General features: G+C 71.5%; 23 protein-coding genes, 1 other RNA gene and 2 pseudogenes. 14 read left to right on the top strand and 12 right to left on the bottom strand.

Translation table 11 applies throughout. The features are described from left to right. Window positions 1-113 precede the first annotated feature (113 nt). The 4 genes and pseudogenes from ACFYZE_RS01910 to ACFYZE_RS01895 all read left to right on the top strand — a co-directional run bounded on the left by ACFYZE_RS01910 (window position 114) and on the right by ACFYZE_RS01895 (window position 4,340). The gene (locus ACFYZE_RS01910) at window positions 114-1,436 is read left to right on the top strand and encodes a cytochrome P450 (RefSeq protein ID WP_388987027.1); all 1,323 of its coding nucleotides are present in this window, start codon (window positions 114-116) and stop codon (window positions 1,434-1,436) included. A 52-nt stretch (window positions 1,437-1,488) separates the two neighbouring features. Continuing rightward, window positions 1,489-1,716 (top strand): ferredoxin, encoded by a 228-nt coding sequence (locus ACFYZE_RS01905; RefSeq protein WP_388987024.1) that lies wholly within the window; start codon window positions 1,489-1,491, stop codon window positions 1,714-1,716. Further along, window positions 1,713-3,080, top strand: a pseudogene (locus ACFYZE_RS01900) (NAD(P)/FAD-dependent oxidoreductase); the annotation flags it as partial. The gene ACFYZE_RS01905 and the pseudogene ACFYZE_RS01900, both read left to right, overlap by 4 nt. A gap of 51 nt (window positions 3,081-3,131) precedes the next feature. Continuing rightward, window positions 3,132-4,340, top strand: coding sequence for a cytochrome P450 (locus tag ACFYZE_RS01895; RefSeq protein ID WP_388987921.1), 1,209 nt, complete (start codon window positions 3,132-3,134; stop codon window positions 4,338-4,340). A gap of 109 nt (window positions 4,341-4,449) precedes the next feature. On the opposite strand, the gene ACFYZE_RS01890 is transcribed toward ACFYZE_RS01895, so the two are convergent. Both ACFYZE_RS01890 and ACFYZE_RS01885 read right to left on the bottom strand, forming a co-directional pair. Continuing rightward, window positions 4,450-4,980 carry a GNAT family N-acetyltransferase gene (locus ACFYZE_RS01890; protein ID WP_388987021.1) on the bottom strand — a complete coding sequence of 177 codons (531 nt, stop codon included), beginning with the start codon at window positions 4,978-4,980 and terminating at the stop codon, window positions 4,450-4,452. Window positions 4,981-5,286: 306 nt separating this feature from the next. After that, complete coding sequence (locus tag ACFYZE_RS01885; RefSeq protein WP_388987018.1) at window positions 5,287-5,640, bottom strand: winged helix-turn-helix domain-containing protein; 354 nt, start codon at window positions 5,638-5,640, stop codon at window positions 5,287-5,289. Window positions 5,641-6,551: 911 nt separating this feature from the next. Here ACFYZE_RS01885 and ACFYZE_RS01880 point away from each other — a divergent pair. Both ACFYZE_RS01880 and ACFYZE_RS01875 read left to right on the top strand, forming a co-directional pair. Beyond that, window positions 6,552-9,413 carry a CDP-glycerol glycerophosphotransferase family protein gene (locus ACFYZE_RS01880; protein WP_388987015.1) on the top strand — a complete coding sequence of 954 codons (2,862 nt, stop codon included), beginning with the start codon at window positions 6,552-6,554 and terminating at the stop codon, window positions 9,411-9,413. Further along, window positions 9,410-10,543: a glycosyltransferase family 4 protein gene (locus ACFYZE_RS01875; protein ID WP_388987012.1), complete on the top strand. Its 1,134-nt coding sequence runs from the start codon at window positions 9,410-9,412 to the stop codon at window positions 10,541-10,543. Before ACFYZE_RS01880 ends, ACFYZE_RS01875 begins: the two co-directional genes overlap by 4 nt. 112 nt (window positions 10,544-10,655) lie before the next feature. Here ACFYZE_RS01875 and rnpB read toward each other — a convergent pair. The 4 genes and pseudogenes from rnpB to ACFYZE_RS01855 all read right to left on the bottom strand — a co-directional run bounded on the left by rnpB (window position 10,656) and on the right by ACFYZE_RS01855 (window position 13,426). Continuing rightward, an RNA gene (gene rnpB, locus ACFYZE_RS01870) (RNase P RNA component class A) lies at window positions 10,656-11,063 on the bottom strand. A 130-nt stretch (window positions 11,064-11,193) separates the two neighbouring features. Further along, window positions 11,194-11,910, bottom strand: a pseudogene (locus ACFYZE_RS01865) (DMT family transporter); the annotation flags it as partial. Between the two features lie 85 nt (window positions 11,911-11,995). Next, window positions 11,996-12,823: a helix-turn-helix domain-containing protein gene (locus ACFYZE_RS01860; RefSeq protein WP_388987009.1), complete on the bottom strand. Its 828-nt coding sequence runs from the start codon at window positions 12,821-12,823 to the stop codon at window positions 11,996-11,998. Between the two features lie 24 nt (window positions 12,824-12,847). Then, window positions 12,848-13,426: a Uma2 family endonuclease gene (locus ACFYZE_RS01855; protein ID WP_388987006.1), complete on the bottom strand. Its 579-nt coding sequence runs from the start codon at window positions 13,424-13,426 to the stop codon at window positions 12,848-12,850. A 162-nt stretch (window positions 13,427-13,588) separates the two neighbouring features. Between ACFYZE_RS01855 and ACFYZE_RS01850 the strand changes: the two genes are divergently transcribed. The 4 genes from ACFYZE_RS01850 to eda all read left to right on the top strand — a co-directional run bounded on the left by ACFYZE_RS01850 (window position 13,589) and on the right by eda (window position 16,598). Continuing rightward, entirely contained in the window at window positions 13,589-14,335 is a 747-nt protein-coding gene (locus tag ACFYZE_RS01850) for a MerR family transcriptional regulator (RefSeq protein WP_388987003.1), read from the top strand. Further along, window positions 14,332-14,961, top strand: a complete 630-nt coding sequence (locus ACFYZE_RS01845; RefSeq protein WP_388987000.1) for a hypothetical protein — start codon at window positions 14,332-14,334, stop codon at window positions 14,959-14,961. Before ACFYZE_RS01850 ends, ACFYZE_RS01845 begins: the two co-directional genes overlap by 4 nt. Before the next feature lie 72 nt (window positions 14,962-15,033). Continuing rightward, the gene (gene yaaA / locus ACFYZE_RS01840) at window positions 15,034-15,834 is read left to right on the top strand and encodes a peroxide stress protein YaaA (protein ID WP_388986998.1); all 801 of its coding nucleotides are present in this window, start codon (window positions 15,034-15,036) and stop codon (window positions 15,832-15,834) included. 83 nt (window positions 15,835-15,917) lie between these two features. Continuing rightward, window positions 15,918-16,598, top strand: coding sequence for a bifunctional 4-hydroxy-2-oxoglutarate aldolase/2-dehydro-3-deoxy-phosphogluconate aldolase (gene eda / locus ACFYZE_RS01835; protein WP_388986995.1), 681 nt, complete (start codon window positions 15,918-15,920; stop codon window positions 16,596-16,598). Here the strand turns inward: eda and ACFYZE_RS01830 are convergent. The 3 genes from ACFYZE_RS01830 to ACFYZE_RS01820 are packed head-to-tail and all read right to left on the bottom strand — an operon-like array spanning window position 16,573 to window position 19,559. Continuing rightward, window positions 16,573-17,859, bottom strand: coding sequence for a bifunctional RNase H/acid phosphatase (locus ACFYZE_RS01830; protein ID WP_388986992.1), 1,287 nt, complete (start codon window positions 17,857-17,859; stop codon window positions 16,573-16,575). The genes eda and ACFYZE_RS01830 overlap by 26 nt on opposite strands. A 54-nt stretch (window positions 17,860-17,913) precedes the next feature. Continuing rightward, on the bottom strand, window positions 17,914-18,657 hold the full coding sequence (locus tag ACFYZE_RS01825; RefSeq protein WP_388987919.1) for a zinc ribbon domain-containing protein: 744 nt from the start codon (window positions 18,655-18,657) through the stop codon (window positions 17,914-17,916). Then, complete coding sequence (locus ACFYZE_RS01820) at window positions 18,654-19,559, bottom strand: Nif3-like dinuclear metal center hexameric protein (RefSeq protein WP_388986989.1); 906 nt, start codon at window positions 19,557-19,559, stop codon at window positions 18,654-18,656. Before ACFYZE_RS01820 ends, ACFYZE_RS01825 begins: the two co-directional genes overlap by 4 nt. A 332-nt stretch (window positions 19,560-19,891) precedes the next feature. On the opposite strand from ACFYZE_RS01820, the gene ACFYZE_RS01815 reads away from it, so the two are divergent. Next, entirely contained in the window at window positions 19,892-21,184 is a 1,293-nt protein-coding gene (locus ACFYZE_RS01815; RefSeq protein ID WP_388987916.1) for a hypothetical protein, read from the top strand. A gap of 50 nt (window positions 21,185-21,234) precedes the next feature. Further along, window positions 21,235-21,399: a hypothetical protein gene (locus ACFYZE_RS01810; protein ID WP_181139130.1), complete on the top strand. Its 165-nt coding sequence runs from the start codon at window positions 21,235-21,237 to the stop codon at window positions 21,397-21,399. A 120-nt stretch (window positions 21,400-21,519) separates the two neighbouring features. On the opposite strand, the gene ACFYZE_RS01805 is transcribed toward ACFYZE_RS01810, so the two are convergent. The 3 genes from ACFYZE_RS01805 to ACFYZE_RS01795 all read right to left on the bottom strand — a co-directional run bounded on the left by ACFYZE_RS01805 (window position 21,520) and on the right by ACFYZE_RS01795 (window position 24,660). Beyond that, entirely contained in the window at window positions 21,520-22,548 is a 1,029-nt protein-coding gene (locus ACFYZE_RS01805; protein ID WP_388986985.1) for a 3-oxoacyl-ACP reductase, read from the bottom strand. Between the two features lie 10 nt (window positions 22,549-22,558). Next, window positions 22,559-23,635 carry a Zn-dependent alcohol dehydrogenase gene (locus ACFYZE_RS01800; protein WP_388986982.1) on the bottom strand — a complete coding sequence of 359 codons (1,077 nt, stop codon included), beginning with the start codon at window positions 23,633-23,635 and terminating at the stop codon, window positions 22,559-22,561. A gap of 161 nt (window positions 23,636-23,796) precedes the next feature. Then, the gene (locus tag ACFYZE_RS01795) at window positions 23,797-24,660 is read right to left on the bottom strand and encodes a MaoC/PaaZ C-terminal domain-containing protein (protein ID WP_388986979.1); all 864 of its coding nucleotides are present in this window, start codon (window positions 24,658-24,660) and stop codon (window positions 23,797-23,799) included. Window positions 24,661-24,917: 257 nt separating this feature from the next. On the opposite strand from ACFYZE_RS01795, the gene ACFYZE_RS01790 reads away from it, so the two are divergent. Next, on the top strand, window positions 24,918-25,829 hold the full coding sequence (locus tag ACFYZE_RS01790) for an ABC transporter ATP-binding protein (RefSeq protein ID WP_388986976.1): 912 nt from the start codon (window positions 24,918-24,920) through the stop codon (window positions 25,827-25,829). Further along, entirely contained in the window at window positions 25,829-26,545 is a 717-nt protein-coding gene (locus tag ACFYZE_RS01785; RefSeq protein ID WP_388986973.1) for an ABC transporter permease, read from the top strand. The genes ACFYZE_RS01790 and ACFYZE_RS01785 overlap by 1 nt, the downstream gene beginning before the upstream one ends. Window positions 26,546-26,558: the final 13 nt, after the last annotated feature.

Below are 26,558 nucleotides of genomic sequence, written 5' to 3'. Positions count from 1 at the left end.
ACGTCCGCCGACAAGGCGTGACCGCGCTGCCGGGCGCCCCGGGCGCCCGTCGGCTCCCGGCCGTGCTGCCGACGATATCGGCCCGGACAGGTACGAGCGTCAGGGGCGGTCTCATGGGCCGAGTGAATGAGCCGCCGCGGTTGCCCGAGGGCAACTTTGCGGCCTGGAGCCGTGACCGGCTGGCGCTGGCGCGCCGTGGCTCTGACGAGTGCGGGGACGTCTGGCAGCTGGAGCCGGGTGTCTACGTAGCCGCCACGGCCGGGCCGTGTGAAGAAGTCCTGCACCGTGTGCAGGACTTCCCCAAGCCGCCCTCGCCCCTCTTCCCGCCGTTGAAGCGGGCCGGCGGCGCGTCGACGTCCGAGGAGCGTGCGCACGCGCGCGCCGCCCGTATGCGCGGGCTGCGTCCGCAGGCGGTTGCGGCCCGGATCGGTGAGATCGCGTCCGGGACCGTTCGGTTTGCCGACCAGTGGCCCACGGGCCGGGACGTGGAGATTCTGCCCCTGGTCCGGTCGGTCCTGGCGGAGGTCGGCGTGCGTTACCTCTTCTCCGAAGACGCTCCCACCTTGCTGCCCTTCGCGCGGCAGCTCTTCGTGGCCCGGGAGGTGCTCGTTCGCCCCACGCGCTGGGTATGGCCGGGCTGGGTCCCCACACCGGCTCGGCGGTTCCGCACCCGGCAACAGGTCGCCTTCATCAACGCCTTGCGGCCCATCGTCCGCCGGCGCCGTTCATCGGGCCGGCTCGGTGACGACGTGCTCGGACAGATGCTCCGCCCCTCCTGCCGCTACGGCCCACTGCCGGAAGGGGCCATCCTCGACACTCTGCCCGGAGTCACCGTCGCCACCTTCGAGACACCTTCCCGGGCAGCCGGATGGATCCTGCTCTACCTGGCCCGCCACCCCCGGGCCGCGGACCGAATCGCGGCCGAAGCCGCCCTCCTGCCCGCAGACGCGGCCGCGACGACCAGCACCCACCTCGAGCGCCTGCAATACACTCGGGCACTGGTACGCGAAGTGCTCCGGCTACACCCCCCGAGCTGGCTGCTGACCCGGCGCGCCCCGCGGCGGACCCAGCTCGCCGACTACACCATCGACGCCGGGTCCACCGTTCTCGTGTGCCCCTACACCGCCCACCGCGACGCACGGGAACACCCCGAGCCCGACCGGTTCCGACCCGAACGCTGGCTCGACGATTCGTGCTCTCCGGCGAAACCCGGGGTCTTCCTCGCCTTCGGCACCGGGCCCCACAGCTGCGAGGGAGCTGCCCTGGCCATGGCCGTGCTCACGGTCCTGACCGCGCAAACCGCCCACCGCTACCACCTGAGCGAGCCACCCGGCCCGGAACCCGGCTACCGGGTCACCACCTTCGAAGGTCTCGCAACCCCCGGCCTGCACCTGCGTGCCACCGTGCGCGGCCGGGGGCAGTCCTGCCTTCGGTGACAGACCGCCTCAACGTGAGGGTCTGCAGCTCCCACTCCCTGTGGAGGTCGGGGTGAAAGTCGTCGTTGATCTTTCCCGATGTGAGGGGTATGCGCAGTGCGCGTTCCTTGCTCCGGAGGCGTTCCGGATGCACGGTGAGGAAGCGCTCGTGTACGACCCGAACCCCGACGACGCCCAGCGCGAGCAGGTGCTCCGCGCTGCGGCGGCCTGCCCGGTCCAGGCGATCCTGGTCGACCGGTTGGAGGGGCGGCACGCTCCGGCGGGGGCGTCGCCGTCATGACCGGTGACGACATCCCGCGTGCGTTCAAGCGCGATGGCCGCATCGTGGTTGTCGGGGCTTCGCTGGCGGGGCTGCGGGCCGCGGAGGCTCTGCGAGACGAGGGTTTCACCGGATCGTTGACCATGATCGGTGACGAGTTGGGTGAGCCCTACGACCGGCCTCCTCTGTCCAAGCAAGTACTGACCGGGTGGGTGCCGGCCGGGGGCACCACTTTGCCCCGCCGTCGTGGCATCGATGCGGAGTGGCTGCTGGGGGTGCCCGCCAGCGGGCTGGACCTCGCGACGAACCACGTGCGTCTCGCCGACGGACGCGAGGTTCCCTTCGACCGGGTGCTGATCTCTACCGGAGTACGGGCCCGGCCGTGGCTCGTCGAGTCCGAGGCGGCCCTGGACGGAGTGTTCGTCGTACGTACGCGAGAGCATGCCGAGAGCCTGCAGCGGGCCCTCGCCGCAGGGCCCTCCCGGGTGCTGGTCATCGGTGCGGGATTCACCGGCTCCGAGATCGCCTCCGTCTGCCGCGAGCGGGACATCCCGGTGACCGTCGCCGAACTCGCGCCGGCCCCGCTGGTCGGTGCGCTCGGCGCCGTGATCGGCGAGGTTGCGGCCGACATGCAGCGCGCTCACGGCGTCGACCTGCGGTGCGGTGTCAAGGTCGCCCGGCTGGAGGGCGACGCGCAGGGACGGTTTTGCCGTGCTCACTTCGACGACGGCAGTACGGTCGACGCCGATGTGGCGGTGGTGGCACTGGGGAGCATTCGCAACACCGAGTGGCTGCGGGGGTCGGGACTGGCGGCGGGCGTGTGGGGAATCACCTGTGACACGGGCTGCCGCGCCCTCGACATCGATGGCCGCGTCACCGACGACGTCTTCGCCGCAGGAGACGTGGCACGTTGCCCGAACCCCATCTACGAATACCGGCTCATCTCAATGGAGCACTGGGCCAACGCCGTGGAGCAGGCAGAGGTCGCGGCACACAACATGGTCAGTGCCCAGGCGGACAGCCGGTCCCACCTGTCCGTCCCGCTGTTCTGGTCGATCCAGTTCGGCGTCAACATCAAGTCCGTCGGCGTGCCGACCTTCGCCGACGAGATGGTCGTCACCCAGGGATCGCTGCACGACCACCGTTTCGTCACCGCATACGGCTATCGGGGCCGCGTCACGGCTGCCGTGAGCTTCAACAACGGCAAGTGGCTGGACCACTACCGACGGTTGATCGAGACGGCCGCACCTTTCCCGCCCCCCTGCCCCACGCCGGACCAGCCGCCCGGCATGAAACCGGTGCCCGTCGACTTCCCCGGCCCCGCCCTGCTCGCGCAGGAAGCCACGGCGGTCGTCACAGGCCACGCCCCGGGTGAGCGCCGCGTCGCGGCCGTGCACCAGCACCGGCAGGAGGAAGGCCGGACGACCACGACCCACATGCCCGGCACGCTGCAACGGATCTTCGACTACTCCGCCCGGGCCGACCCCTACCCGCTGTATGCCGAGTTGCGCAAGACGCCGGTGGCCCGGCAGGAGGACGGCAGCTACGTCATCAGCACCTATCGCGAGATCACGAACATACTGAACGACCCGCATCTGAGTTCCGACCTGCGCAATCTGTCGTGTCCGCCGATGCCCCCAGCCGAGGAAGGGGTCACGGCGTCGTTCATCCACATGGACTCGCCCGAGCACGATCGCCTGCGGCGTATGGCGATGCGTCACTTCGGCCCCCCACACACCCCTGGATTGGTGACCGGACTTGAAGGCTTCCTGACCGCCACCGTCGGCAGCCTGATCGACGGTTTGGCGGGCAAGGAGCAGATCGACGTCGTCGACGATTTCGCCTTCCCGTTGCCCGTGACCGTGATCTGTCACTTGCTCGGCGTGCCACGTGAGGACGAGCCGAGGTTCCACCTCTGGGTGAACGACATCATGAACTCGATCGACTACAACCCCGAGACCGACCCGAGGGAGAAACTGGACAAGGGCGTACAGGCCCGCAAGGACCTGCGCCAGTGCCTCGGCGAGCTGGTGGAACAGCGCCACGGCCGGCCGGGCGACGGCCTGCTCTCACGGCTGGCCAACGACGACGGGCCCGACGGTCGGATGGCCGACGCCGAAATCGTCGCCACCGCCAGACTGCTCCTCATTGCCGGCCATGAGACCGTCGTCAACCTCATCACCAACGGCATGCTGACGCTGCTGCGCCACCCGCAGGTGCTGCAGCGACTGCGCGACGAACCGAGCCTCGTCGTGCCGCTGGTCGAGGAACTGCTGCGCTACGAGCCCCCCGTGCACATCATTCCCTGGCGGGCGGCGTACGGCGACATCACCGTCGCCGACACCGTCATCCCCCAGGGCTCGCGGATCATGCTCATGCTGGCCTCAGGCAGCCGCGATCCGAAGCGCTTCCACGATCCGGACCGCTTCGACCCGGATCGGCGTGACAACCAGCACCTGGGGTTCGGCAGCGGCATCCACCTGTGTTTCGGCGGCCCGCTGGCCCGGCGGGAAACCCAGATCGCGCTGACCGAGCTGGTACGCCGGCTCGACCGCCCCAGGCTGGTCGCCGACCCACCACCGTACCGGCCCAGCCCCGTGCTTCGGGGTCCGATCCATCTGGACATCGAGCAGGGTGACGGCTGACGCGGCAGCCGAGGGCAGTTGCAAGGTCGCGCCGCGGACGGCCCGGCCGGCGCGACAGCGAACGTCGATCAGGTCCGAGTACCGTTCCGCACACGCCCGGACGATCTGCTCACGGCCCGCTCATCGTGTGTCGCCGGTCGAACTCGTCGGCGAGCACGCCCATCATGACGAGGTCGTGATGCCTGCCGGCGAAGAAAACGTGTTCCCGCAAGCGCCCCTCCTCGGTGAAGCCGAGCCGACGAAAAAGTGCCAACGACGCCTCGTTCTGGGCCAAAACCGCCGCCAGGCACTTGTGATAGCGCCGCTCGGCGAACATGAAGCGCAGCAACAGCACCACGGCTTCCGCCGCATAGCCCTTGCGCCGGTGGCTGGCGCCGATCATGACATCGCACTCGAACCAGCCCGAACAACGACCGGTGCGATGTGAGCCGACCGCGCCGACCAACTCCCCCGTGGCCGTCGTCTCGACCGCCAACCGGAAACGGTCGTCATCGCACTGGGCAACGGCCTGCTCCTTCGCCCAGGCACGATAGCTCTCGGCGGACCGCGGCAGTTCCAAGCGGCCCACTCGCCGCCCGCCATCGTCCGCGAAGCGCGCGAACGCCTTCCAGTCATCGGGCTCGATAGCGCGCAGGCGCACCCGCTTACCGGTCCAAGACGATGCCATGCCCTATTCGATCACGCTGCACTGCGCGCGAGGCCATCAGGCACGCCGAGGCGGCGCTGCCGGCCCCGTGCCAAATGTGTGCCAGTCGGGGCGGTCAACACCGGACAAGAGTGGTCGGTCACGGACAGCGCCCGAGTCTGGCAAGCCAGGGGCCCTTGACCACAGTTGCTGGTCAGGGACCCCATGCGGAGGGCGTGGGATTCGAACCCGCGGTGCGAGGTCACCGCACATCGTGGACATTGCGCGCCGAGCAAGCCGGGGGCACGGCGCGTTACTTCCTCACTGAACGGGAACGGTGAGGCTGAAGCCGACACCACGTGCCGTCGTGATCCACGCCGGATAGCCCGCGCCCGCCGTCCCCTGCTCACCTTCCGGCGCGACCGCTGGACCGATCTGCTGACAGGAATACACGGCCCCTGGATCCTGGGCGAGGTAGGTCAGCAGGTCGAACTCGCGCGGCGTCAGGACGATCTCGCGCCCCGACGGCCTGACCTGGCGTGTGCGCCGGTCGATGTGGAGAGATCCCAGTTGCTGCTCCGACGATGCCGGCACTGGTACGGCCGGTGTTCCAACGGCGCCCCGCAGTGCCGGGAACGTGCCGGTGCGCCGGGTGACAGCGCGGATGCGGGCCACCAACTCCCGTACGCCGAACGGCTTCGCAAGATGGACCTGGGGAGTCAGCCGTCCTCGGAACGGTCACCGTCCTCGCCTTCGTGGTCCCCTTGGCCGCTACCGTGCCCATCCGGCGTTGCGGCCTGCGAGGGTGCGACCTGCGAAGGCGTGGCCGAGGCGCCGGACCCGCCGGGAACGGTGCCGCCACTGGTCGGTGCGGAGGCCCTGGGCGCAGAAGGTGGTGCCGTGGGCGACCCGGGGACGCAGACCTGGGCGGCACCGCCGGGCGCCGGGTTCGAGGGATCTACGCCACCTGGTTTCTGCCACCTCACGCGCGCACCCGCGCGACAGGGTCACTCCAGCACCCCTGGAGAAGCTGCGGCGCCTCCAGCCGCTTCAAGGCGGGATCAAGGCCGCTCAGCGTGGCTGGATCTGATGCACGCCGAATGCAGTGAGGGGCTCTGGCACGCCCACGGTGACGCAGGCCGGCACTTCTCGACGGTCCACAGCCTCAGCCGCGCGCCGGTGGCATCCTGACGTCCTGCCGCACGATCGGCGTACCGGTGTCGAGCTGATCACGTCGGTGGCCGCCTGTGCCTCAGCGTCCCCCCGCACGGCCCGGCACCGCTTCCGCACGCGGCTCTCACCCCGCGAGGGGCATGCCCTTTTCGTACTCCGGGCAGGTGGATTCACGACGGTTTGTTGATCATTTACGGCCGCCCGGCTCCTGCCCCGGCGAATGATTATGGAACGATAGGGTTCCTGCCACATGAACGCAAGCACAACCTGCACCGCGGATCGTGTGTCTCGCACCGAGACGCATGCCCGGCCTTTCCCCTGGTCGCGCCCAGGAACAGGCTGAGATCCCGAAAGCCATACGAGAGGTGGCCGTGTCGATAGTTACCCCGCAGTCAGGCGTCGAATCGGAAGGCGTGCCCGACATCAGTGTCGTGGTCATCGTCTACAACGATGCCCAGCGCCTGCCTACCGCCGTGCGGTCGGTTCTCGACCAGACGCTGGGGAACGTGGAGGTCGTCATTGCCGACGACTGCTCCACCGACGACTCCTACGAGGTCGCGTGCTCGCTTGCCGCCGCTCATCCCGGCCGTGTCCGGGCCATCCGGCTGGAGGAGAACAGCGGCGGCTGCGGTGAGCCCCGCAACCGAGGCATCGCCGTCGCCCGCGGGCGCTACGTGATGTTCCTCGACAGCGACGACACACTGGATCCCAACGCCTGCCGCAACATGCTGGAGGCCGCCGACCGCACCGGCGCCGACCTGGTCTCCGGCCTCTGCGTCCGCGTCCACACCGACAGCCGGCACGACAAGCGCGTCCCCTGGTACCCGTGGCTGTACCGGGAGACCCGCACCCTTGAGTCGGTGGCGGAGCTGCCGGATCTGATGGTCTTCGACACCCTTTCGACCAACAAGTGCTACCGGCGCTCCTTCCTCGTCGAGGGCGGCCTGGCCTTCCCCCGCGGCATCCACTACGAGGACCTGCTGTTCTCCGCGCAGGCATACCTGGCGGCGAAGCGCATCACGCTGATCCCGCAGACCATCTACTACTGGAACGTCGTAGAGAAGACGCAGGCGAAGTCGATCAGCAACCGGCGTCACGAGATCAACAACTTCGCCGACCGGGTCGAGATCCACCGCCGGATCGACGCCATCCTGGACCGGCTCGGACACGACGAGCTGAAGCTGCGCAAGGACATAAAGTTCCTCAAGCACGACCTGGTGCTGTACCTGCGCGACCTGCCGTTCCTCGACGACGGCTACCGCCACCACTTCGCCGAGCTGGCGCGCGGCTACGTCCAGGACTTCCCGCAGGCGGCCTACGACGAGTTGGACCGGGTCCACGCCATCTGTGCCTACCTGCTGCTGCGGGAGGACTGGCCGAACCTCATGCCGGCGATCGACACGCTGATCAACCGGAACAAGATCTCCACCCCGCTCGTCGTGCGCGACGGCCGGGTCTACTGGTGCGCCGAGCACCTCGACGATCCGCAGGGCCGGGCCGTGATGGACGTCACCTTGCTGGGGCTGCACGCCAAGCCTCTGGACGCCATGGTCCTGCGCAACCTGCTGACCGGTTACGAGGTACACGGCGGCGACGTCACACTGTCGGGCGGCATCGTCAACCCGTTGCACACGATCGCCCCCGAGGCACGGCTCACCGCCCAGCTGGAGTTCCGGGCCCGTCGCCGCAGCCTCCAGACCTTCCACTTCCCCGTGCAGGACGTACGGCACGAGGGGGACGTCATCACCTGGCGCGCGGACGTGCCGCTGGAGCGCCGGCTGCGCCCGCTGGGCGTCGTGGACGAGGTCTGGGACGTCCGGCTGCACCTCACCGCGGACGGCACGCGCACGACCAGCCGGCTCACCGTCGGCACCGTCGACCTGGAGAACGCCGGCCTGGTCCCGGTCCGTCCGCGGCTGACCCGCTTCACGGCCGACCGCATGCAGGCGCACGCCTCCGCCAAGGGCCACCTCGCCCTGAAGCTCACCCAGGAGAGCAAGGCCGCCCGCGACGGACGTGCCCTGGTCGACCGCCACATGCACGGCCGACCCGCCCGCGCCGCGAAGGGCGCCTACCGCTCCCTGCGGGCCGTGCACCGCGATCTCAACTCCGGCGAGCGCAAGATTCAGATCTACCGCCGGATGCTGCGCCTCCTGCCGGTCCGCAAGGGCACGGTCGTCTTCGAGAGCCACCTGGGCCGGCAGTACAGCGACAGCCCGCGCGCGATCTACGAGGAGCTGCGCCGGCGCGGCGCACCCATCACGCCGATCTGGTCGTATGCCGGTGAGAAGCCCAAGGGCTTCCCCGCCGACGTCCAGCTGGTGCGCCGGTGGTCGTGGCCGTATCTCAGGGCGCTCGCCCAGGCGGAGTTCTGGATCGACAACCAGGGCTTCCCGCTGCGGCTGCCCAAGCGGCCGGAGACGACGTACATCCAGACCTGGCACGGCTCGGCGCTGAAGCGGATGGGCTTCGACGAGCCCTCCCTGCGCGTGACGTCCGAGCAGGAACAGCGCGTCTACCAGGAGGCGCTGGACCGCTTCGACCACTTCGTGGTGCGCGGCGAGCACGACGTGCGCACCCTGGCCCGTGCCTACCGCATCCCGGACGAGAAGCTGCTGCGCACCGGCTACCCGCGCAACGACGCCCTGGTGCGCGCGGCTCAGACCCCGGAGACCCGGGATCCCGCCGTACGAGAACTGGCCCAGCGGCTCGGCATCGCACCGGGCAAGCGGGTGGTCCTGTACGCGCCCACGTTCCGCGCCAACCGGGAAGGCCGCCTACGGGAGTTCGAGTTCCCGTTCGACGTGGAGCGCTTCGCCGACCGCTTCGGCGAGGACTGCGTCCTGCTGGTGCGGGCCCACTACCTGAACCGGCTCGCCCTGCCGCCATCGGTGGCCGGACGGGTGATCGACGTCACCGACGAGCCGGACGTCACCCCGCTGATGCTGCTCGCAGACGCACTGATCACCGACTACTCGTCCGTCATGTTCGACTACGCGCTGCTGCAACGCCCGATCCTCTTCTATGCCTACGACTGGGACGAGTACGCGGGCGACGTCCGCGGCACGTACTTCAACCTGCTCGACGAGGCACCGGGTCCGGTGGCCCGCACCGAGGAGGAGCTGTTCGCGGCCGTGGCGGAGCTGGACGAGGCCGCGTCCCGGTACGGGGCGCAGCTGAAGGAATTCGTGGACAAGTACGGTGAGTACGACCGAGGCGACGCGGCTGCACAGATCGTGGACCGCTTCTTCGGTGACGCGAGGGAGGCCCGATGACCCGGCGTGACATCTTCTTCGTCGGCAACGAGGTCAACGAGCTCGGCGGCGTGGGCCGGTGGCAGATTCAGATGGCCCGCCTGCTGGCCGAGCGCGGCCACCGGGTGAAGGTCGTCGGCATAGCGCCGCCGCACGCGCCCATGGAGTTGAGCGACCCGCCGTTCGAGACGGCGACCCTGTATGCCCGCCGACCGCCGAGCCGCCCCAAGCCGCGTTTCAAGCTCGGCCGGCTGGACCCGGCGGTCCGCCGCGCCGAGGGGCACATGCAGGCGGCCGCCGACAAGCTCACCCGGATGTTCCGGGCGGCCGGGCCGGGCGCGGTGATCATCGTCACCCAGGTGTGGGCGATGGAGTGGGTGGCCCTCGCGGACACCGCCGGGCACATCGTCATCGGCATGAGCCACGAGGCCTTCGAGACGTCGAAGAAATCCTCCCGGTTCGAGCGGGTCAAGACGTACTACAAGGACGTCGACCGGCTGCTGGTGCTCACCCAGGAAGACGCCGACCGCTGGGCCGTCGAGGGCATGAACAACGTGGGCTTCATGCCGAACCCGCTGCCGCTGGCCCCGACGGAGGAGACGTCCGAGCGCACCGAGAAGGTGGTCCTGAGCGTCGGCCGGCTCTCCCACGAGAAGGGCATCGACATGCTGCTCGACGCCTGGGCCGAGGCCTCGCGACAGCAGCCGGGGTGGGTGCTGCGCCTGCACGGCACCGGCGACCAGGAGGCCGCCCTGAAGCAGCGGTGCGCCGAGCTCGGCCTGGACGACTCGGTGGACTTCGCCGGGCAGACCGACGACGTGCCCGCGGCGCTCAGGCAGGCCTCGGTGTTCGCGCTCTCCTCCCGCGGTGAGGGCTTCCCGCTCGCCCTGCTCGAGGCGATGGCCTTCGGCCTGCCGTGTGCCGCGTTCGACTGCGCGCCCGGCGTCCACGAGATCATCACCGACGGTGAGGACGGACTGCTGGCCCGGCCCGGCAACACCACCGAACTCGCCGAGCGGTTGGTGCGGTTGATGTCCGACGAGGAGCTGCGGGAGACGATGGGCGAAAAGGCCCGCCGATCCGTGCAGCGCTACTCGCCCAAGCACATCACCGACCGCTGGGAAGAGCTCTTCGCCTTCCTGGAGAGGTAGGCCCTGCGGGGCCGCCTCGGGCCGCGCCGTCACGCGGCAAGCCCCTGAAACACGGAAAAGGGCCTCCGACAAGGTCGGAGGCCCTTTTCCCGATCAAAGCCGCAGACAGTGGCAGACGAGTCGGGCTGTACGCCGGGTTCTGTCCCGAAAGGCCCTCGCGAGCCTCCCGGTGACGGCCATCCATCTAGGACCGGCGTTGCCGCCGGCCTCGTGCGGTCTACCCGCGGACTCGGGCGGGCCGCCCTCGATCGTCCGCGCAGAGCACCTGTTACAGCGCTCCTTTTGACCTTGCTCCGGGTGGGGTTTACCTAGCTGCCCAGGTCACCCTGGGCACTGGTGGTCTCTTACACCACCGTTTCACCCTTACCCAACGCCTGAGCGCTGGGCGGTCTGCTTTCTGTGGCACTGTCCCGCGGGTCACCCCGGGTGGCCGTTAGCCACCACCCTGCCCTGTGGAGCCCGGACGTTCCTCGGGGAGCGCCCCGTCAGGGGGACTCCACGCGGCCGTCCGCCCGGCTCGTCTGCCGTGTGGACCATGGTACCGGGCGCGGCGCCCGCTTCGGTGCCGTGGCCACGGCCGGGCCCGCCGTCGCTAGCACCGAGCCTGCCAGGATCAACGCGAAGGCGATCATGATGCCTGCCGTCAGGGGCTCGTCCAGCAGGGCCGCGCCCGCCGCGACCGCGACGGCCGGGTTGACGTACGTGATCACCGTCGCACGGGTCGGACCCGCCTCCTTGATCAGTTCCAGGAAGGCGACGAAGGCCACGGCCGTGCAGATGACTCCCAGGCCGGCCAGGGCGGCCAGGACCTGGGCGGAGGGGACGGTGGCCGGCCAGGTGGCCGCGGCAGCGGGGGCGTAGACCAGCGTCGCCAGCGTCAGGCAGGGCGCGATGAGCTGGAGCGTGGGGACGTCCTTGAGGTGGCGGGCCGCTATCAGCGGTGCGGTTGCGTAGCCGACGACCGTCAGCAGCACCTCGGCCAGGGAACGCGCGTCGCCGCCGGTCAGGTGCGGGGCCGTGAGGACGCCGACGCCGGCCAGGCCCAGCGCCAGTCCCGTCAGCCGTCGTACGCCCAGGCGCTCGGCGTCACCGACGAGCCGGGCCGCGACCACGCCCACGATCGGGACGCCCGCGATCAGCAGGCCCGCCGTGGAACTGGACAGGTGCCGCTCGGCGTCGGTGAGCGTGAGCCAGGGGCCGACGATCTCGATGCACGCGAAGGCCAGCATGGGGCGCCAGTGGGTCCGTACGACCCGGGTGAGGTTTCCTTGCCGTACCGCGAACGGGAGCAGGAGCACGGCGCCCAGTGCGCAGCGCGTGAACACCACCATGGTGGGGGACACCGCGTCCACCGCCACTTTGATCATCAGGTAGGGGATGCCCCAGATCACTCCCATGAGGGAGAAGAGGAACCAGCCGCGTGCAGTCATGCGGTGAGTGTGCGGCCCGGCCTCAGGCTGCGTCTTGAACGCTGTTGCGGTACGCCGCCGGGGTCACCCCGAGCACGCGACGGAACCAGCGCGTGAGGTGCGCCTGGTCGGCGAAGCCGACCAGGGGGGCGACCTCCGCCGGGCGCAGGCCGGTCTCCAGCAGGCCGCGGGCCCTCGTCACGCGGTACTGGGCCAGCCACGCGTACGGCGGCAGACCCATCTCCGTGCGGAAGGCGCGCAGCAACTGGTAGCGGGACATGCCCAGGTCGGCGGCCAGGCCGGCGAGAGAGGGCGGGGCGAGGAGTTCGTCGGCGAGGCGGTCGCGGACGGCGCGGGCGACCGAGGCGGCGCCTGGGATCGTGTCGGGCACCGGGCGTGCCGTGGAGTGGCGGCGGGCCAGGGCCGTGAGCAGCCACGGGAGGCGGGACTCGGCTTCCAGCGGGTCGGGGCAGGCGCTGAGTTCGGTGTGGGTGGCGCACAGGGCGGCGACCAGTTCGGGGTCGTCGAGGAGTGGTTCGCGGAAGTGCGGCAGGCCGCCGAGGACGCCGTCGCAGAGGAGGGCGGGGTCGGCGTACAGGGCGCGGTAGGCGTAGCCGTCCGTGCTGGTGGCGGGGGCGCCGGTGTGGGTCTCGCCGGGGTCGAGGACGACGATGGTGCCGGGACCGGTGCGGATGTGGCCGCCGCGGTAGTCGATGACCTCGGAGCCTCCGACGCAGACGCCTATGGTGAACTCCTCGTGGGCGTGCGGGGCGTAGCGGTGCTGGTCGAAGCGGGCGGTGAGCAGGTCGAGGGGCGGACCGCCGGTGCCGAGCCGTGCCCTGGTCCACCTGGCCTGTTCCCGTACGCCCATCACCCACCCCCCGGGTTGATGGGATCAGAGGAAGTCGCCGGTGTCCAGTTCGAATGCGAAGGGCTCCGGGAGGGCGAGCGGTTTGCCGAGGGGACGGGTGCGCTGCTCGCGGTAGTCGTCCTTCTCCGGATCGCTGAACAAGGTGATCGACGATGCCTCGCGGTCCACCAGTAGATACAGCGGGATGCCGCCACGGGCGTAGCAGCGGCGCTTCGCCCGACGGTCGGTGTTGGGCCTGGTCGACGTCACTTCGAGGACCATGGCAACGCCATCACACGGCATCCACGGGTCCGCGCCTCGGTAGAGCCGCAGCTCCGCAGGGGCGAACGTGCCGTCGGGGATCACATGGTCCTTCGGGCAGCCGCCTCCGCTCTGCAGCTTCAGGCCCTTGTTCCCGGAGAAATCCATGTCGGTCCGGGACCGCCTGATCACCTGCTTCACGATCTGGCTGATGGAGTCCTCGTGGTCCCCGTCCGGCGGCGGTGTCACGACGATCTCCCCCTCGATCAGCTCCGCCCGGAAGCCTTCCGGGGTGTCCAGGGCGAGGAAGCCCTCCAGCAGGACGTCTTCCTGCGTGAGCGGCTCATGGGCCATGGCGGTCATGTCACGCCCCTCCTTCGGTCGCTCGCCAGAATGGGACATCGGCTGATCACCTGGCCGTGAGATCGGGAACCTTCCCTCGATCGTGGCACACGTTCACGACGGTCGTCAGACGCCGAGCCGCTCCCTTGACCCTGCCGCGACGTCAACGTCTGTACTGGTCCCATGCGGATCGGAGAACTCGCCGCGGTCGCCGGCGTCACCACGCGGACCGTGCGGCACTACCACCATCTCGGGCTGCTGCCCGAACCCGACCGGCTCGCCAACGGCTACCGCGACTACGGCCTGCGCCACGCCGTCGCCCTGGCCCGGATCCGGCGGCTGACTGAGCTGGGCCTCGGCCTCGCGGAAGTGCGGGACGTCCTCGCGCAGGACGCCGGCCGTGACCTCGCGGAGGTGCTGGCCGAGCTGGACGACGACCTGGCCCGCCAGGAGGCGGCGATCCGCGAACGCCGCTCCCGGCTGCGCACGCTCCGCGAAAAGGGCCTGCCCGCCGAGGGCCCGGTCTCCCCCGAACTGGCCGAGTTGTTCGCAGGGATGGAGGCCTTCGTGGACTCCCCCATGGCGGCCAAGGACCGTGAGGTGATGGCACTGATCGAGACGGCGGCGAAACCGGAGGAGCAGGAGCGGCTCAGAGCCGCGCTGGGGAGCGCGTTCGGAGATCCGGGCGCCGTGGAGCGGGCGCGGGAGGCGTACGCCCTGCTCGACGCGCTGGCGGACGCCGCCCCGGACGATCCGCGCGTGGACGAGGCGGTCCGCGCGGTCGTCGCCTGCATGCCCGACGGGCTGATCCCGGAGGAGGGCGTCGACCACGACCACGGCTTTCTGCGGGCCCTCTACGCGGACCTGTCCCCGGCCCAGGCGGAGGCGATCCGCCGCGCCCTGCGGCACGCCGAAGAGGGCCGGACATGAACGCCGGCCCCATGAGTGCCGGTGCCGGACGAGCCGCGATCAGAATCCCCTTCGCCCTGCTCCGCCACGAACTCCGGCTGCTGGCGAGCATCGCGCACTGGGCGACGCGCCGCACGCACGCCACGGGCGAGGGATGTGTCTATGGGTACGCGCGTGGGGAGGGCGCGTTGCTGTTCGGACTGGCCTTCGTGTGCGTGGTGGAGGCGGCCGGGTCGGCGGTGCTGCTGCGGGACTGGCCGGTGGCGCACGGCATCGCGCTCGTCCTGGACGTCTACACCGTACTGATGGTGGTCGGCCTGCACGCGGCGTCGGTGACCCGTCCGCACGTCCTGACGCCCACCGCGTTGCGCCTGCGCCGCGCCGCGCACGTCGACCTGACCGTCCCGCTGGAGCACATCGGGACGGTCCGGCGCGAGCTGCGCGCCACCCACGAGCCGCGCGAGGGCGAGCTGAACCTCCCTGTGGGCGCGCAGACGACGGTGACCCTGGAACTGAAGACGCCTGTCACCCACGTCTCACTGCTGGGTCGGCGCAGGGACGTCCACCTGATCCGGTTCCACGCCCAGGAGCCTGATCGGCTGGGGGCGGCGCTCCGCCGACAGCACCCCGCACCCCATAGCCCCTGACCCGGTGACCCCGTGACCCTGTGACCCCGTAACCTGGCGCAGGCCCCTCCACCCGGTTCAAGGAGAAGACCCGTGCTCGTCCTGTTGCCGCCCTCCGAAGGCAAGGCGCCCTCCGGACGCGGTGCCCCGCTGAAGCTGGAATCGCTGTCCCTGCCGGGGTTGACGGCCGCGCGGGAGGCCGTGCTCGGAGAGCTCGTCGAGCTGTGCGCGGGGGACGTGGAGAAGGCGAGCCAGGTGCTCGGACTCAGTGAGGGGCTGCGCGGAGAGGCCGCGAAGAACGCCGGGCTGCGGAGCGCGGGGGCGCGGCCCGCCGGGGAGATCTACACCGGCGTGCTGTACGACGCCTTGGACCTGGCCTCCCTGGACACCGCCGCCAAGCGGCGCGCGGCCAGGTCGCTCCTCGTCTTCTCCGGGCTGTGGGGCGCCGTCCGCGTCACGGACCGCATCCCCTCCTACCGCTGCTCGATGGGCGTGAAGCTGCCCGGACTCGGGGCGCTCGGCGCGTACTGGCGGACGCCGATGGCCTCCGTCCTGCCCGAGGCGGCCGGCAACGGTCTGGTGCTCGACCTGCGGTCCTCCGCGTACGCGGCCGCGTGGAAGCCGAAGGGCGAGGTCGCCGGGCGTACGGCGACCGTGCGGGTGCTGCACTCCCAGGTCGTGGACGGGGTGGAGAAGAGGTCGGTCGTCAGCCACTTCAACAAGGCGACCAAGGGGCGGATCGTCCGCGCCCTGCTGACTGCCGGGGTCGCGCCCAAGGGTCCGGCGGAGCTGGTCGAGGCGCTGCGGGACCTGGGGTACGCGGTGGAGGCCGAGGCGCCGGGCCGGGCGGGGAGGCCGTGGTCGTTGGACGTGGTGGTGACCGAGATCCACTGACCGGCCATCCGCCGGCAGGGATGGCGTTGCAGCATGTGCAACGACCTTTGCGCATGCTGTTATTCGTGGGCAGGATGACGGCCATGACCTCGCCCCTGCCCCCGTCCCCCGCGGCCTCCGCCCACCCGGTGCTCGATCTCGCGCCCGTCGTCCCCGTGGTCGTCGTCAAGGACGTCGCCGACGCAGTGCCGCTCGCTCGGGCGCTCGTGGCCGGTGGGCTGCCCGCGATCGAGGTGACGCTGCGCACGCCGGCCGGTCTGGAGGCGATCCGGGCGGTGTCGACCGAGGTCGCGGGCGCGTTCGTGGGGGCCGGGACCGTCATCACGCCGGAGCAGGTGGTCGACTGCGTGGCGGCCGGTGCGCGTTTCCTGGTCAGCCCTGGGTGGACGGACGGGCTGCTGGCGGCGATGCAGGGCTCCGGGGTGCCGTTCCTGCCTGGGGTGTCGACGGCTTCGGAGGTAGTGGCGCTCCTCGAGCACGGCGTGCGGGAGATGAAGTTCTTTCCGGCGCAGGCGGCGGGTGGCACCGCGTTCCTGAAGTCGCTCGCCGGACCGCTCCCCCAGGCCCGCTTCTGCCCGACGGGCGGCATCGGACCGGCGAACGCCCCGGAGTACCTGGCCCTGCCCAACGTCGGCTGCGTCGGCGGTACCTGGATGGTCCCCGAGGATGCGATCGCCGGGCGGGACTGGGCGCGGATCGAGGGTCTTGCCCGGGAGGCGGCGGGGCTGCGACCGCCGGTCAGCGCAGGTGCGACGTGTCGTTGAGGAGGCGCAGGCTCGCGTTGCCGTCGGCGTAGTACGCCACCGCGGACAGGGACGCGGCGGACAGCTCCATGCGGAACAGGGCCTCGGGCGGCGCGCCGAGGGCAAGGCATACGAGGGTCTTGAGGGGCGTCACGTGGGAGACGACCAGGACGGTGCGGCCCGCGTGGGAGGCGAGCAGCTTGTCCCGCGCCACGGCGACCCGGCGGGCGACGGCCGCGAAGCTCTCGCCGCCGCCGGTGGGTTGGGCCTCGGGGTCGGTCAGCCAGGCGTTCATGTCGTCCGGGTACCGCTCGCGGACCTCGCCGAAGGTGAGGCCCTCCCAGGCGCCGAAGTCCGTCTCGCGCAGTCCGTCCTCGATGCCGACCTCCAGCCCTAGGCGGGCCGCGACGACGTCGGCCGTCTCGCGACAGCGGGCGAGGGGTGAGGAGACGACGGTCTGGACGGTCCCGCGCGCGGCCAGCACCTCGGCGACCAGTCCGGCCTGCCGTCGGCCGACCCCGGAGAGACCCGGGTCGCTGCCCCCACTGCCGGAGAACCGCTTCTGCGGGGTAAGCGGGGTCTCTCCGTGCCGCAGCAGTACGAAGGTGGTGGGCGCACCGAGGTCGGGCGGCGCGGAGGCGACATTGCGAGCGGCCCGGATGTCGGCCGCCTCCCGCTCCACCGTGGCCGCGGGGGCCGTCGCTGCGGGGGTGTTCGCCGACCCCACGGGGGCCTTCGCCGACCCTGCGGAGGCCAGGGCCGCCCTCGCCCGTGCCGCGCCCGCGCTCGCGTCCCCCGGCGCACCTGCCGCTTCAGGGCCGGTGGTGCCGGCAGCCGACTGAGCCGTCGACCGGGCCGGTTCCCACCGCTCCCCCCGCGCCCCCGCGTCCATCGCCTCGTTGGCGAGACGGTCAGCGTGCTTGTTCTGCTCGCGCGGGATCCACTCGTAGGTGACCTGCCCCGGCGGGAAGACCGCGGCCGCCTCCGTCGCCAGGGGTCTCATCGCCGGGTGCTTGATCTTCCAGCGGCCCGACATCTGCTCGACGACCAGTTTGGAGTCCATCCGCACCCGTACCCGCGCACCCGGGTCCAGGTCGTGGGCCGCGCGCAGCCCGGCGAGCAGCCCCCGGTACTCGGCGACGTTGTTCGTGGCCGTGCCGATGAACTCGGCCCGTTCCGCGAGCGTCTCGCCGCTCGCCGCGTCACGCACCACGGAGCCGTAGCCCGCGGGCCCCGGGTTGCCCCGGGAACCGCCGTCCGCCTCGACGATGAACTCCCGCACGTCGTACGCCTCTTGTCGCCTCTAGTCGCTTTCAGGGCCGCTGAAAGTCGCCTCTTACAGGCCGGACTCCGCCGTGCGCACCAGGATCCGGCGGCAGTTCTCGCAGCGCACCACCGTGTCGGGCGCGGCCTTGCGGATCTCGTTCAGCTCGGTGATCGCCAGTTCCTGCCGGCAGCCCTGGCAGGTGCGCTGGTACAGCTTGGCCGCGCCGATGCCGCCCTGCTGCTCGCGCAGCTTCTCGTAGAGCTTGAGCAGGTCCGCCGGCACCGACGCCGCGACGACCTCGCGCTCCTTGGTCACCGACGCGACCTCGCCGTCGATCTCCTCGACGGCGGCGTCGCGGCGGGCCGTGGCGTCGTCGATCTTCGACTGGACGGAGGCGACCCGCTCGGTCAGTTCGTTCACCCGCTCCTGCGCGGACTCGCGGCGCTCCATGACCTCCAGGACGACGTCCTCCAGGTCGCCCTGCCGCTTGGCGAGCGAGGCGATCTCGTGCTGGAGGTTCTCCAGGTCCTTCGGCGAGGTGATCGCGCCGGAGTCGAGGCGCTGCTGGTCGCGGGCGGCGCGCTGGCGCACCTGGTCCACGTCCTGCTCGGCCTTGGTCTGCTCGCGGGCGCAGTCGCTCTCCTCCGTCTGCGCGGCCACGAGCAGGTCGCGCAGCTGCGTGTGGTCCTTGGTCAGGGACTCGATCTCGGCGTGCTCCGGCAGGGACCTCCGCCTGTGCGCGAGCTGCTGCAGGCGTACGTCGAGGTCCTGGACGTCGAGGAGGCGGATCTGGTCGGCGGGCGCGGCGTTCAGTTTGGGGCTCCCGTTGAGCTAGAAGAAGGTGGGCGCGAAGCGCTCGTTGAAAGGGCGGTGGTGGGTGACGGGTGGGCGGTGGACGCCGCGTGGGCGGTCCAGGGGTCGGTGACCGTCTTGGAGACGTGGACGCGAAGGTCCCATCCGTGCCGGTCGGAGATCTCGTCGAGCTGGGCTGCGGCCAGCTCGCACCAGGGCCACTCGGTGGCCCAGTGCGCCGCGTCGAGCAGCGCGAGAGGACTGTGGGCGCGGGCCTCCGAGGCCGGGTGGTGGCGCAGGTCCGCGGTGAGGAAGGCGTCGACGCCGGCCGCGCGGACCGCGTCGAAGAGGCTGTCGCCGGAGCCGCCGCTGACGGCGACCGTGTGGACGACCGCCTCGGGGTCGCCTGCGACGCGGATGCCCTGCGCTGTGGCGGGCAGCCGCTCGGCGGCGCGGGCGGCCAGCTCACGGACGGTGAGCGGGTGGTCCAGCTCGCAGACGCGGCCGAGGCCCCGGCGACCCTCCGGGTCGGTGGCGTCCGGCACCAGGGGGCGTACGACCCTGAGGTCCAGCGCGCCGGCCAGCGCGTCGCTGACGCCGGGGTCGGCGGTGTCGGCGTTGGTGTGGGCGACGTGCAGCGCGATGTCGTTCTTGATCAGGGTGTGCACGACACGGCCCTTGAAGGTGGAGGCCGCCACCGTCGTCGTACCGCGCAGATAGAGCGGGTGGTGGGTGACCAGCAGGTCGGCGCCCAGCTTCACCGCCTCGTCGACGATCTCCTGGACGGGGTCGACTGCGAAGAGGACCCGGGAGACGTCCTGGTCGAGGTCGCCGACGACCGTGCCGACCGCGTCCCAGGACTCGGCCCGCTCGGCGGGCCACAGGTTCTCCAGCGCGGCGATGACTTCAGACAGACGGGGCACGGGGAAAAGGCTACCTGGCCCGGGGCGGTGACCCATCGGTCGCGGGCCGTTCCGGCGGGCGGCGGGAGCGGCTCGTAGTGGCCGGCCCGCCTGGCCGTGGGAGTCGGCTCCCCGCCCAGGCGTCGTCCAGGCGTCGTCCAGGCGTCGTCCGAGCGTCGTCCTGTCGTGCCGAGGTGGTGAGTTGGCCACACGCGCGCCCCCTCGTGCAGCACAGCCGCCCCCGTTTATTCACAGGAATCCCGGCACCGACACCCTTACGTGTGAAGCGACGGCCCGGGGATGTCACGCCCGTGCGTACGAAAACTAGCTTCGTCGCCGGAGGTGACCGAATGATGACGGCCTGTGCCTTCACATCCGCCACGGCGAACGGCCCCGAAGGGGCGCCCGCGCCCGGATGCGTGATCACCGCGGACGGTTCCTACGCGGCGCGTCTCGCTCTGGACGGCGCGTCCTGGTACCCGGAGCGCTGGACCCTGGACGGCCCGGAACCGTACGCCGTACCCCTGCCCGTCAACCAACCCGAGGAGCCCGGCACCGAGGTGCAGCCGTTGGCCGACGGGCGGGTGCTCATCCACCGCGTGGCTGCCGGGCGGCGGCACACGTTCTCGCTGCTGTACCCGACCGGGCCGGGGACCGGGGAGCGGCTGCTGGGCACGGTGGAGTGCCCCACGGAGGAGACCCGGCTGCGGCTGCTGCCCCCCGCGCCGACGGGGGACCGCGCGTTCGCGCTCGAGGTGGGTGCGGGGGCGAGCGCGGTGTGGCTGGTGGCGGGCGGCGCCAGGGGGCCCGAGCGGCTGGCTCAGGTGCCGGGCCGGTGCTCCGGCGGGGTGTGGCTGGACCGCACGGGCCGGCTGCTGGCCGTGGACCGCACGCCGCCGGACGGGGATCCCACCAAGACGGTGGTGGTCGATCTGGAGCGGGACGGCGAGGTGTCGCCGCTGCTGCAGATCGCGGACGGCAGCACCGACCGGCTGCTGCTCGCCGACCCGGACAGCGGCCTGCTGCTGATCCGCTCGGACGCACCCTCACCGGGCCGGGAGCGGCTCGGCTGGGGTGTGTTGGGCAGCACGCTGCCGGTGCGTTTCCCCGAGTGCCTGCGGCTGGACCGCCCGGCGACACCGTTCGCGATCCAGCCGGGGCAGGCGCTCACACCGGAGAGCTGCGCGGTGGCGCTGCGCCTCGACGGGCCGGCCGGCAGTTGGGTCGGGGTGTGGCGCCCGGCGGACCGCAGGGTGCACCAGCTCGCCGCGCCGACAGGCTGGTTGGCGGGGTCCGGGGTGTGGACGCGGGAGGGGGTGCTGCGGCTGCCGTACTCGGCGGGTGCCGTGCGATGCGGGGTGGCGCGGCTGGAGGTGCCGGGGCCGGCGGCCGCCGCGCCGGCCCCGGAGACGGACGAACCCCCTGTTCCACAGCCCCCGGAACCGTCGGCGACGCGACCGGTCACGTTGCAGCAGGCGCTGTCTCCCCGGCGCGCCGAGGCGACAGCGACCCCCCTCGTGTGGATCCGCAGGAGACAGGCGCCGGCGGGGAGTAAGGACGCGTTTCCCGGGCACGCGCAGGGCCAGGGCGGCAGCCGCGGCACGACGCCGCCGGCCCCCGGCACGACTGTCGTTGCCGCCCGTTAGACTCGCCCGGCTGTACGAAGGATCATGTTTTGACGGGGTGGACACTTCCGATGAGCGACACCAGCACCACACAGCCTCTGTCTGCCGAGGCCCAGGAGATCCCGGGGCACGGCAAGCACCGCGGTCCGGTCTCCGCCGAGGACCACGAGGCGGCGCCGCACGGTCGGCACCGCAAGCCGTCCGGCCAGCAGCAACAGACCGGCACGGCGGCCTGAACCGCGTCCGCTGTATGACGGTTCGTCAGCCGTGGTAACACCGTCGGCTGACGCGTCTCTTCGGCCCCGCCCGTCCCCGGGACGGGCGGGGCCGTCGTGCAGGAGCCCTCGTCGAGCCCTTCAGTGATCCACCCCCGACGCCTCGTCGCGCCGTTTCAGCGATCCCCCGCCCCCCTCGTGCCGCAGCCCCAGCACCTCCACCGCCGCGAACGTCTCTGCCCGCGGCCGTTCGGCGAAGTGCGGGGTGAGCAGGGCGTCGAGTTCGTCGTACGTGAAGGCGTCCTGCTTGCTGTCGAACTTCGCCCCGACCCGGGGCCGTTCGACGATCGCCACCATGCCGCCGTGCACGACGAGGAGCTGCCCGTTGACCTGTGCGGCGGCGGGTGAGGCCAGATAGCCGACGAGGGCGGCGACATGCTCGGGCGCGAGCGGGTCCAGGCCGTCGTCGGGTGGTTCGAAGCCGGCGAACACGTCCTCGGTCATACGGGTCCGGGCGCGCGGACAGATCACGTTCGCGGTGACGCCGTACTTGGCGAGCGCGAGCGCCGTCGACGTGGTGAGGCCGACGATTCCGCCCTTGGCCGCCGCATAGTTGGGCTGTCCGGCCGAGCCCGCCAGGAACGCCTCCGAGGACGTGTTCACGATCCGCCCGTACACCGGCCCGCCCGCCGCCTTCGAACGGGCCCTCCAGTGCGCGGCGGCGAAGCGGGTGGTGTTGAAGTGGCCTTTGAGGTGGACCCGGATCACCGCGTCCCACTCCTCCTCGGACATCGAGAAGACCATGCGGTCGCGCAGGATGCCCGCGTTGTTGACGAGGATGTCGAGCTTGCCGAACTCCTCGACGGCCGACTCGACCAGCGCACGGCCCTGTTCGAAGTCGGACACGTCCCCGGTGTGGGCGAAGGCCCGGCCGCCGGCCGCTCGGATCTCGGCGGCGACCGCCTCGGCGGGGGCCGTGGAGGCCTCCCCCGAGTCTCCCCCGAGCTCTCGGCCTCGCTCGAGTCGGGAAGACCCCCATCGCCCCGGCTGCCCGTAGTCGTTGACGACGACGGCCGCGCCGAGCCGGGCGAGTTCCAGTGCCTCGGCCCGGCCGAGTCCGCGTCCGGCGCCGGTGACGATCGCGGACAGCCCCTCCAGTGGCAGTGACATGCCTGCGTCCTCAGATCTCGATGCACGTACGCAGGGCGGTGCCGGTACGCATCTGGTCCAGCGCTTCGTTGATCTCGGTCAGCGGCACCCGGTGGGTGATCAGCCCCTCCAGATCGATGCGGCCCGCCCGCCACAGGGCGATGGCGCGCTCGTAGGAGCGCAGCACGTCGCCGCCGCCGTACAGGGACGGCAGGATCCGCTTCTCGTCGAAGAACAGCTCGAACATGTTGAGTCGCAGGAAGTCGTCCATGGCGCCCGCGCCGACGATCACGAGCGTGCCGCCGCGCCGGGTGTTCTCGTACGCCGTCCGGGCCGTGGCCGACTTCCCGACGACCTCGAAGACGTAGTCGAAGCCCTCGCCGCCGGTGACCTGCTGTTTGGCGTCGGGCAGCTCGTCGGGTGACACGGCCCTGGTGGCGCCGAACCTCAGCGCCGCCTCCCGGCGCGAGGCGACCGGGTCGACGGCGACGATCTCGGCGGCGCCCTTCAGCCGCGCCCCCTGGATCGCGGAGATGCCGACGCCCCCGCAGCCGATGACCGCCACCGACGAACCGGCCTGAAGGTCGGCGGTGTTGAGCGCCGCGCCCAGCCCGGTCGTCACCCCGCAGCCGATGAGCGCGGCGACGTCGAACGGCACGTCGTCCGGGATCGGGACCGCGCAGCCCGCGTCGACGACGACCTCCTCGGCGAAGGTGCCGGTGCCCGCGAAGCCGAAGACGTCCCCGCCGGGGCGCCTGAAGTTGGGGGTGCCCGCGTTCATGAACCCGGCCAGGCACAGCTCGGTCTGGCCGCGCCGGCAGGCGGGACACGCCCCGCAGGCCGGCAGCCAGCACACGACCACCCTGTCCCCCGGCTTCACACGGCTCACCCCCTCGCCGACCTCGAGGATCTCCCCCGCGCCCTCGTGCCCGGGCACGAACGGCCCCGGCTGCGGCAGCACCCCGCTCATCGCGGACAGGTCCGAGTGGCACAGCCCGGTGGCGCGCACCCGGATCCTGACCCTGCCGGGGCCGAAGCCCGTCGCCTCGACGTCGTCGAGGACCTCCAGCTTGTCCTGGCCGATCTCGTGCAGTACGGCTGCGCGCATGGTGCGGCTCCCCTCGAAGGCTCGTGGCTCAGGAGTGTTCGGCGGCTCGGTGGCTCGGCGGCTCAGGAGTGCTTGGACGGCTCGGTCGCTCAGGACTGCTTGGACCGCTCGGTGGCTGGGTGGCTCGGTGGCGTGGCTCCGTGGCTCGGTGGCTCGGTGGCTCAGGAATGCTCGACGATCGTGTCGGCGAGGACCGGCGCATCGCCCCGCTCGACCGCGCCCACGGTCACCCGCACCACGCCCTGCGCCCCCTCGCGCCACATGCGGATGCGCAGGGTCTCGCCCGGGTACACCACCCCGGCGAACCGCGTGGCGTACGCGCGCACACGGGTCACGTCGCCGCCGAGCAGCGTGTCGACGACGGCCTTGAGCGTCATCCCGTAGGTGCACAGACCGTGCAGGATGGGCCGCTCGAATCCGGCGAGCTTGGCGAACTCCGGGTCGGCGTGCAGGGGGTTCCAGTCGCCGGAGAGGCGGTAGAGCAGGGCCTGGTCCTCACGGATCGGCCGTTCGAGGACCCTCGCGGGCTCGCCGGTGGGCGCAGCCGGCCGGGCGGAGGGGCCGCGGTCGCCGCCCCAGCCGCCTTCTCCCCGTACGAAGATCTGCGCGTCGTTGGTCCACAGCGGGCCGCCGGAATCGGCCACCTCGGTGCGCATGACGAGGACGGCCGCCTTGCCCTTGTCGTACACGGCGGCGATGCGGGAGGTCGCCGTGGCCCTGCCCTCGGCCGGGATCGGGCGGTGGATCGTCAGCGACTGACCGCCGTGCAGGACGCGGGCGAGGTCGACGTCCACCCCGGGCATGGACAGACCGCTGATCACGCCCGGGGAGCCCGCGCCGGCGACGGTGGCGAAGCTGGGCAGGACGTGCAGCCGGGACTCGAGGGTGTAGCGCAGTTCGTCGGGGTCGGTCGCGGGGATGCCGGCGCCGATGCCGAGGTGGTACAGCTGCACGTCCTTGGGGGTCCAGGTGATCTCGCCGGTCCGGGGTTCGGCCGCGAGGGCCAGGGCTTCGTCGATGGGCATGGGGCTCCTGACGGTCGAGACCTCGGTGCGGCCGTCCGCACCGTCGGCCGCACCGAGGTCGTCACGGGCAGAACAGGAACGCGTTCCAGTCCGGCGGACCCTGTATAGCCCAGCGGTCCCGCGTTGTGAAGGCTCCCGACGCCGCGCCCTGACGTGGTGTCAGTTCGGTGCCGGGGACAAGGGCGGGACATTTGTCCTGCCGGATCGCCGACAAACGCATCTGCCGGGCGGACCGCGCCTCGCATAGCGTCGTACGCATGACGAAGACGACTGGGACACCACCGGCGGTGTCCTTCACGGGGGCGGTCAGGACCTACGGCGCCGTGCGCGCCGTGGACGGCATCGATCTGCGGCTGGAGCACGGCGAGACGGTCGCGCTGCTCGGCCGCAACGGCGCGGGTAAGTCGACGACGATCTCGCTGCTGCTCGGCCTGAACGCGCCGGACGAGGGGATGGTCGAGCTCTTCGGCGCTCCCCCGGAGCAGGCCGTGCGCGCGGGCCGGGTGGGCGCCATGCTCCAGGAGGCGCGGGCGGTCCCCCGGGTCACCGTCCGCGAGCTGGTCTCCTTCGTGGCCGGCCGTTACCCCGATCCGATGCCCGTCGCCCGGGCCCTGGAGCTGGCCGGGATCGGGGACCTGGCCGGGCGGCGCGTGGACCGGCTCTCCGGCGGCCAGACCCAGCGGGTGCGGTTCGCGGTGGCGCTCGCCGGGAATCCCTCGCTGCTGGTGCTGGACGAGCCGACCGCCGCGCTGGACGTGGAGGCGCGGCACGCCTTCTGGGACTCGATGCGGGCCTACGCCCGGCGCGGCCACACCGTCCTGTTCTCCACGCACTACCTCCAGGAGGCGGACGCGCACGCCGACCGGATCGTCGTCATCGACCGGGGCCGGGTCGTCGCGGACGGCACGGGCGAGCAGCTGAGGCGGGCCGCGGGCGGCAACCTGGTCTCCTTCGACCTGGCGGGGCGCTCCACGGCGGGCCTGGAGCTGCTGCCGGGCGTGCGGTCGGTGGAGGTGCGCGGGGACCGGGCACTGCTGCGCACGGACGACTCCGACGCGACCGTGATCGCCCTGGCCCGAATGGAGGCGATACGGGGCCTGGAGGTGGTCCCGGCATCGCTGGACGACGCGTTCCTCGCCCTGACCTCACGTGAGAAGGAGACCGTGTGATGTGGGACTACCTGCGGCTCGAGGTGCGCCGGACCCTGCGCGACGTGGGCTTTGTGATCGGCGGGGTCGCGATGCCGGTGATGATGTACCTGCTGTTCACCAACATCGGTGAGGACGACGGCGGTTGGAGGACGGCCTCCATGGTGGGCATGGCCGCCTACGGTGCGGTCGGCTCGGCGCTGAACACCGGTGGCGGGGTCGCCGAGGACCGGGCGATCGGCTGGCTGCGGCAGCTGAGGGTGACCCCGATGACCCCGCGCCAGGTCGTCGCCGGCCGGGCGCTGACCGGATCGGTGACCGTGCTGCCCGCGATCGTCGCGGTGCTCGCGGCGGGCGGACTGGTCAACGGCGTACGCCTGGCGGCCTGGCAGTGGTCGGCGATCGCGCTGGTGCTGTGGCTCGGCTCGATCCCCTTCACCCTGCTCGGCCTCGGCAACGGCTACCGGCTGACCGCCCAGACCACGGGCGTGACCAACATGATCTGCAACCTGGGTCTGGCGGTGCTCGGCGGCCTGTGGTTCCCGCTGTCCCTGTTCCCGGGCTGGCTGCGCTCGGTGTCCGCGTACACCCCGACCCACCGCTTCGCCGAGCTCGGCACATCGGTCGCGGACGGTCATGCCCCGGCACCGGGCGCGATCGCCGTCCTCGCAGCCTGGCTGCTGGTGTTCGGTTCCTACGCTGTGCTGTCCTACCGCAGGACCGCGGGGAACATCTGATCGGGGGAACAGG

This window comes from Streptomyces sp. NPDC001796 (genome assembly GCF_042892355.1).
Taxonomy (GTDB): domain Bacteria; phylum Actinomycetota; class Actinomycetes; order Streptomycetales; family Streptomycetaceae; genus Streptomyces.
Note: the sequence above shows the minus strand (reverse complement) of the source record. Positions and strands in the feature narration are given on the sequence as shown.

What these genes read in the sequence shown, in the direction of transcription:
- ACFYZE_RS01910 (WP_388987027.1), top strand. Translation starts at nt 114, where the DNA reads ATGGGCCGAGTGAATGAGCCGCCGCGGTTGCCCGAGGGCAACTTTGCG.
- ACFYZE_RS01895 (WP_388987921.1), top strand. Translation starts at nt 3,132, where the DNA reads ATGCCCGGCACGCTGCAACGGATCTTCGACTACTCCGCCCGGGCCGAC.
- ACFYZE_RS01875 (WP_388987012.1), top strand. Translation starts at nt 9,410, where the DNA reads ATGACCCGGCGTGACATCTTCTTCGTCGGCAACGAGGTCAACGAGCTC.
- ACFYZE_RS01860 (WP_388987009.1), bottom strand. Translation starts at nt 12,823, where the DNA reads ATGGGCGTACGGGAACAGGCCAGGTGGACCAGGGCACGGCTCGGCACC.
- ACFYZE_RS01855 (WP_388987006.1), bottom strand. Translation starts at nt 13,426, where the DNA reads ATGACCGCCATGGCCCATGAGCCGCTCACGCAGGAAGACGTCCTGCTG.
- ACFYZE_RS01850 (WP_388987003.1), top strand. Translation starts at nt 13,589, where the DNA reads ATGCGGATCGGAGAACTCGCCGCGGTCGCCGGCGTCACCACGCGGACC.
- ACFYZE_RS01845 (WP_388987000.1), top strand. Translation starts at nt 14,332, where the DNA reads ATGAACGCCGGCCCCATGAGTGCCGGTGCCGGACGAGCCGCGATCAGA.
- eda (WP_388986995.1), top strand. Translation starts at nt 15,918, where the DNA reads ATGACCTCGCCCCTGCCCCCGTCCCCCGCGGCCTCCGCCCACCCGGTG.
- ACFYZE_RS01815 (WP_388987916.1), top strand. Translation starts at nt 19,892, where the DNA reads ATGACGGCCTGTGCCTTCACATCCGCCACGGCGAACGGCCCCGAAGGG.
- ACFYZE_RS01810 (WP_181139130.1), top strand. Translation starts at nt 21,235, where the DNA reads ATGAGCGACACCAGCACCACACAGCCTCTGTCTGCCGAGGCCCAGGAG.
- ACFYZE_RS01805 (WP_388986985.1), bottom strand. Translation starts at nt 22,548, where the DNA reads ATGTCACTGCCACTGGAGGGGCTGTCCGCGATCGTCACCGGCGCCGGA.
- ACFYZE_RS01800 (WP_388986982.1), bottom strand. Translation starts at nt 23,635, where the DNA reads ATGCGCGCAGCCGTACTGCACGAGATCGGCCAGGACAAGCTGGAGGTC.
- ACFYZE_RS01795 (WP_388986979.1), bottom strand. Translation starts at nt 24,660, where the DNA reads ATGCCCATCGACGAAGCCCTGGCCCTCGCGGCCGAACCCCGGACCGGC.
- ACFYZE_RS01790 (WP_388986976.1), top strand. Translation starts at nt 24,918, where the DNA reads ATGACGAAGACGACTGGGACACCACCGGCGGTGTCCTTCACGGGGGCG.
- ACFYZE_RS01785 (WP_388986973.1), top strand. Translation starts at nt 25,829, where the DNA reads ATGTGGGACTACCTGCGGCTCGAGGTGCGCCGGACCCTGCGCGACGTG.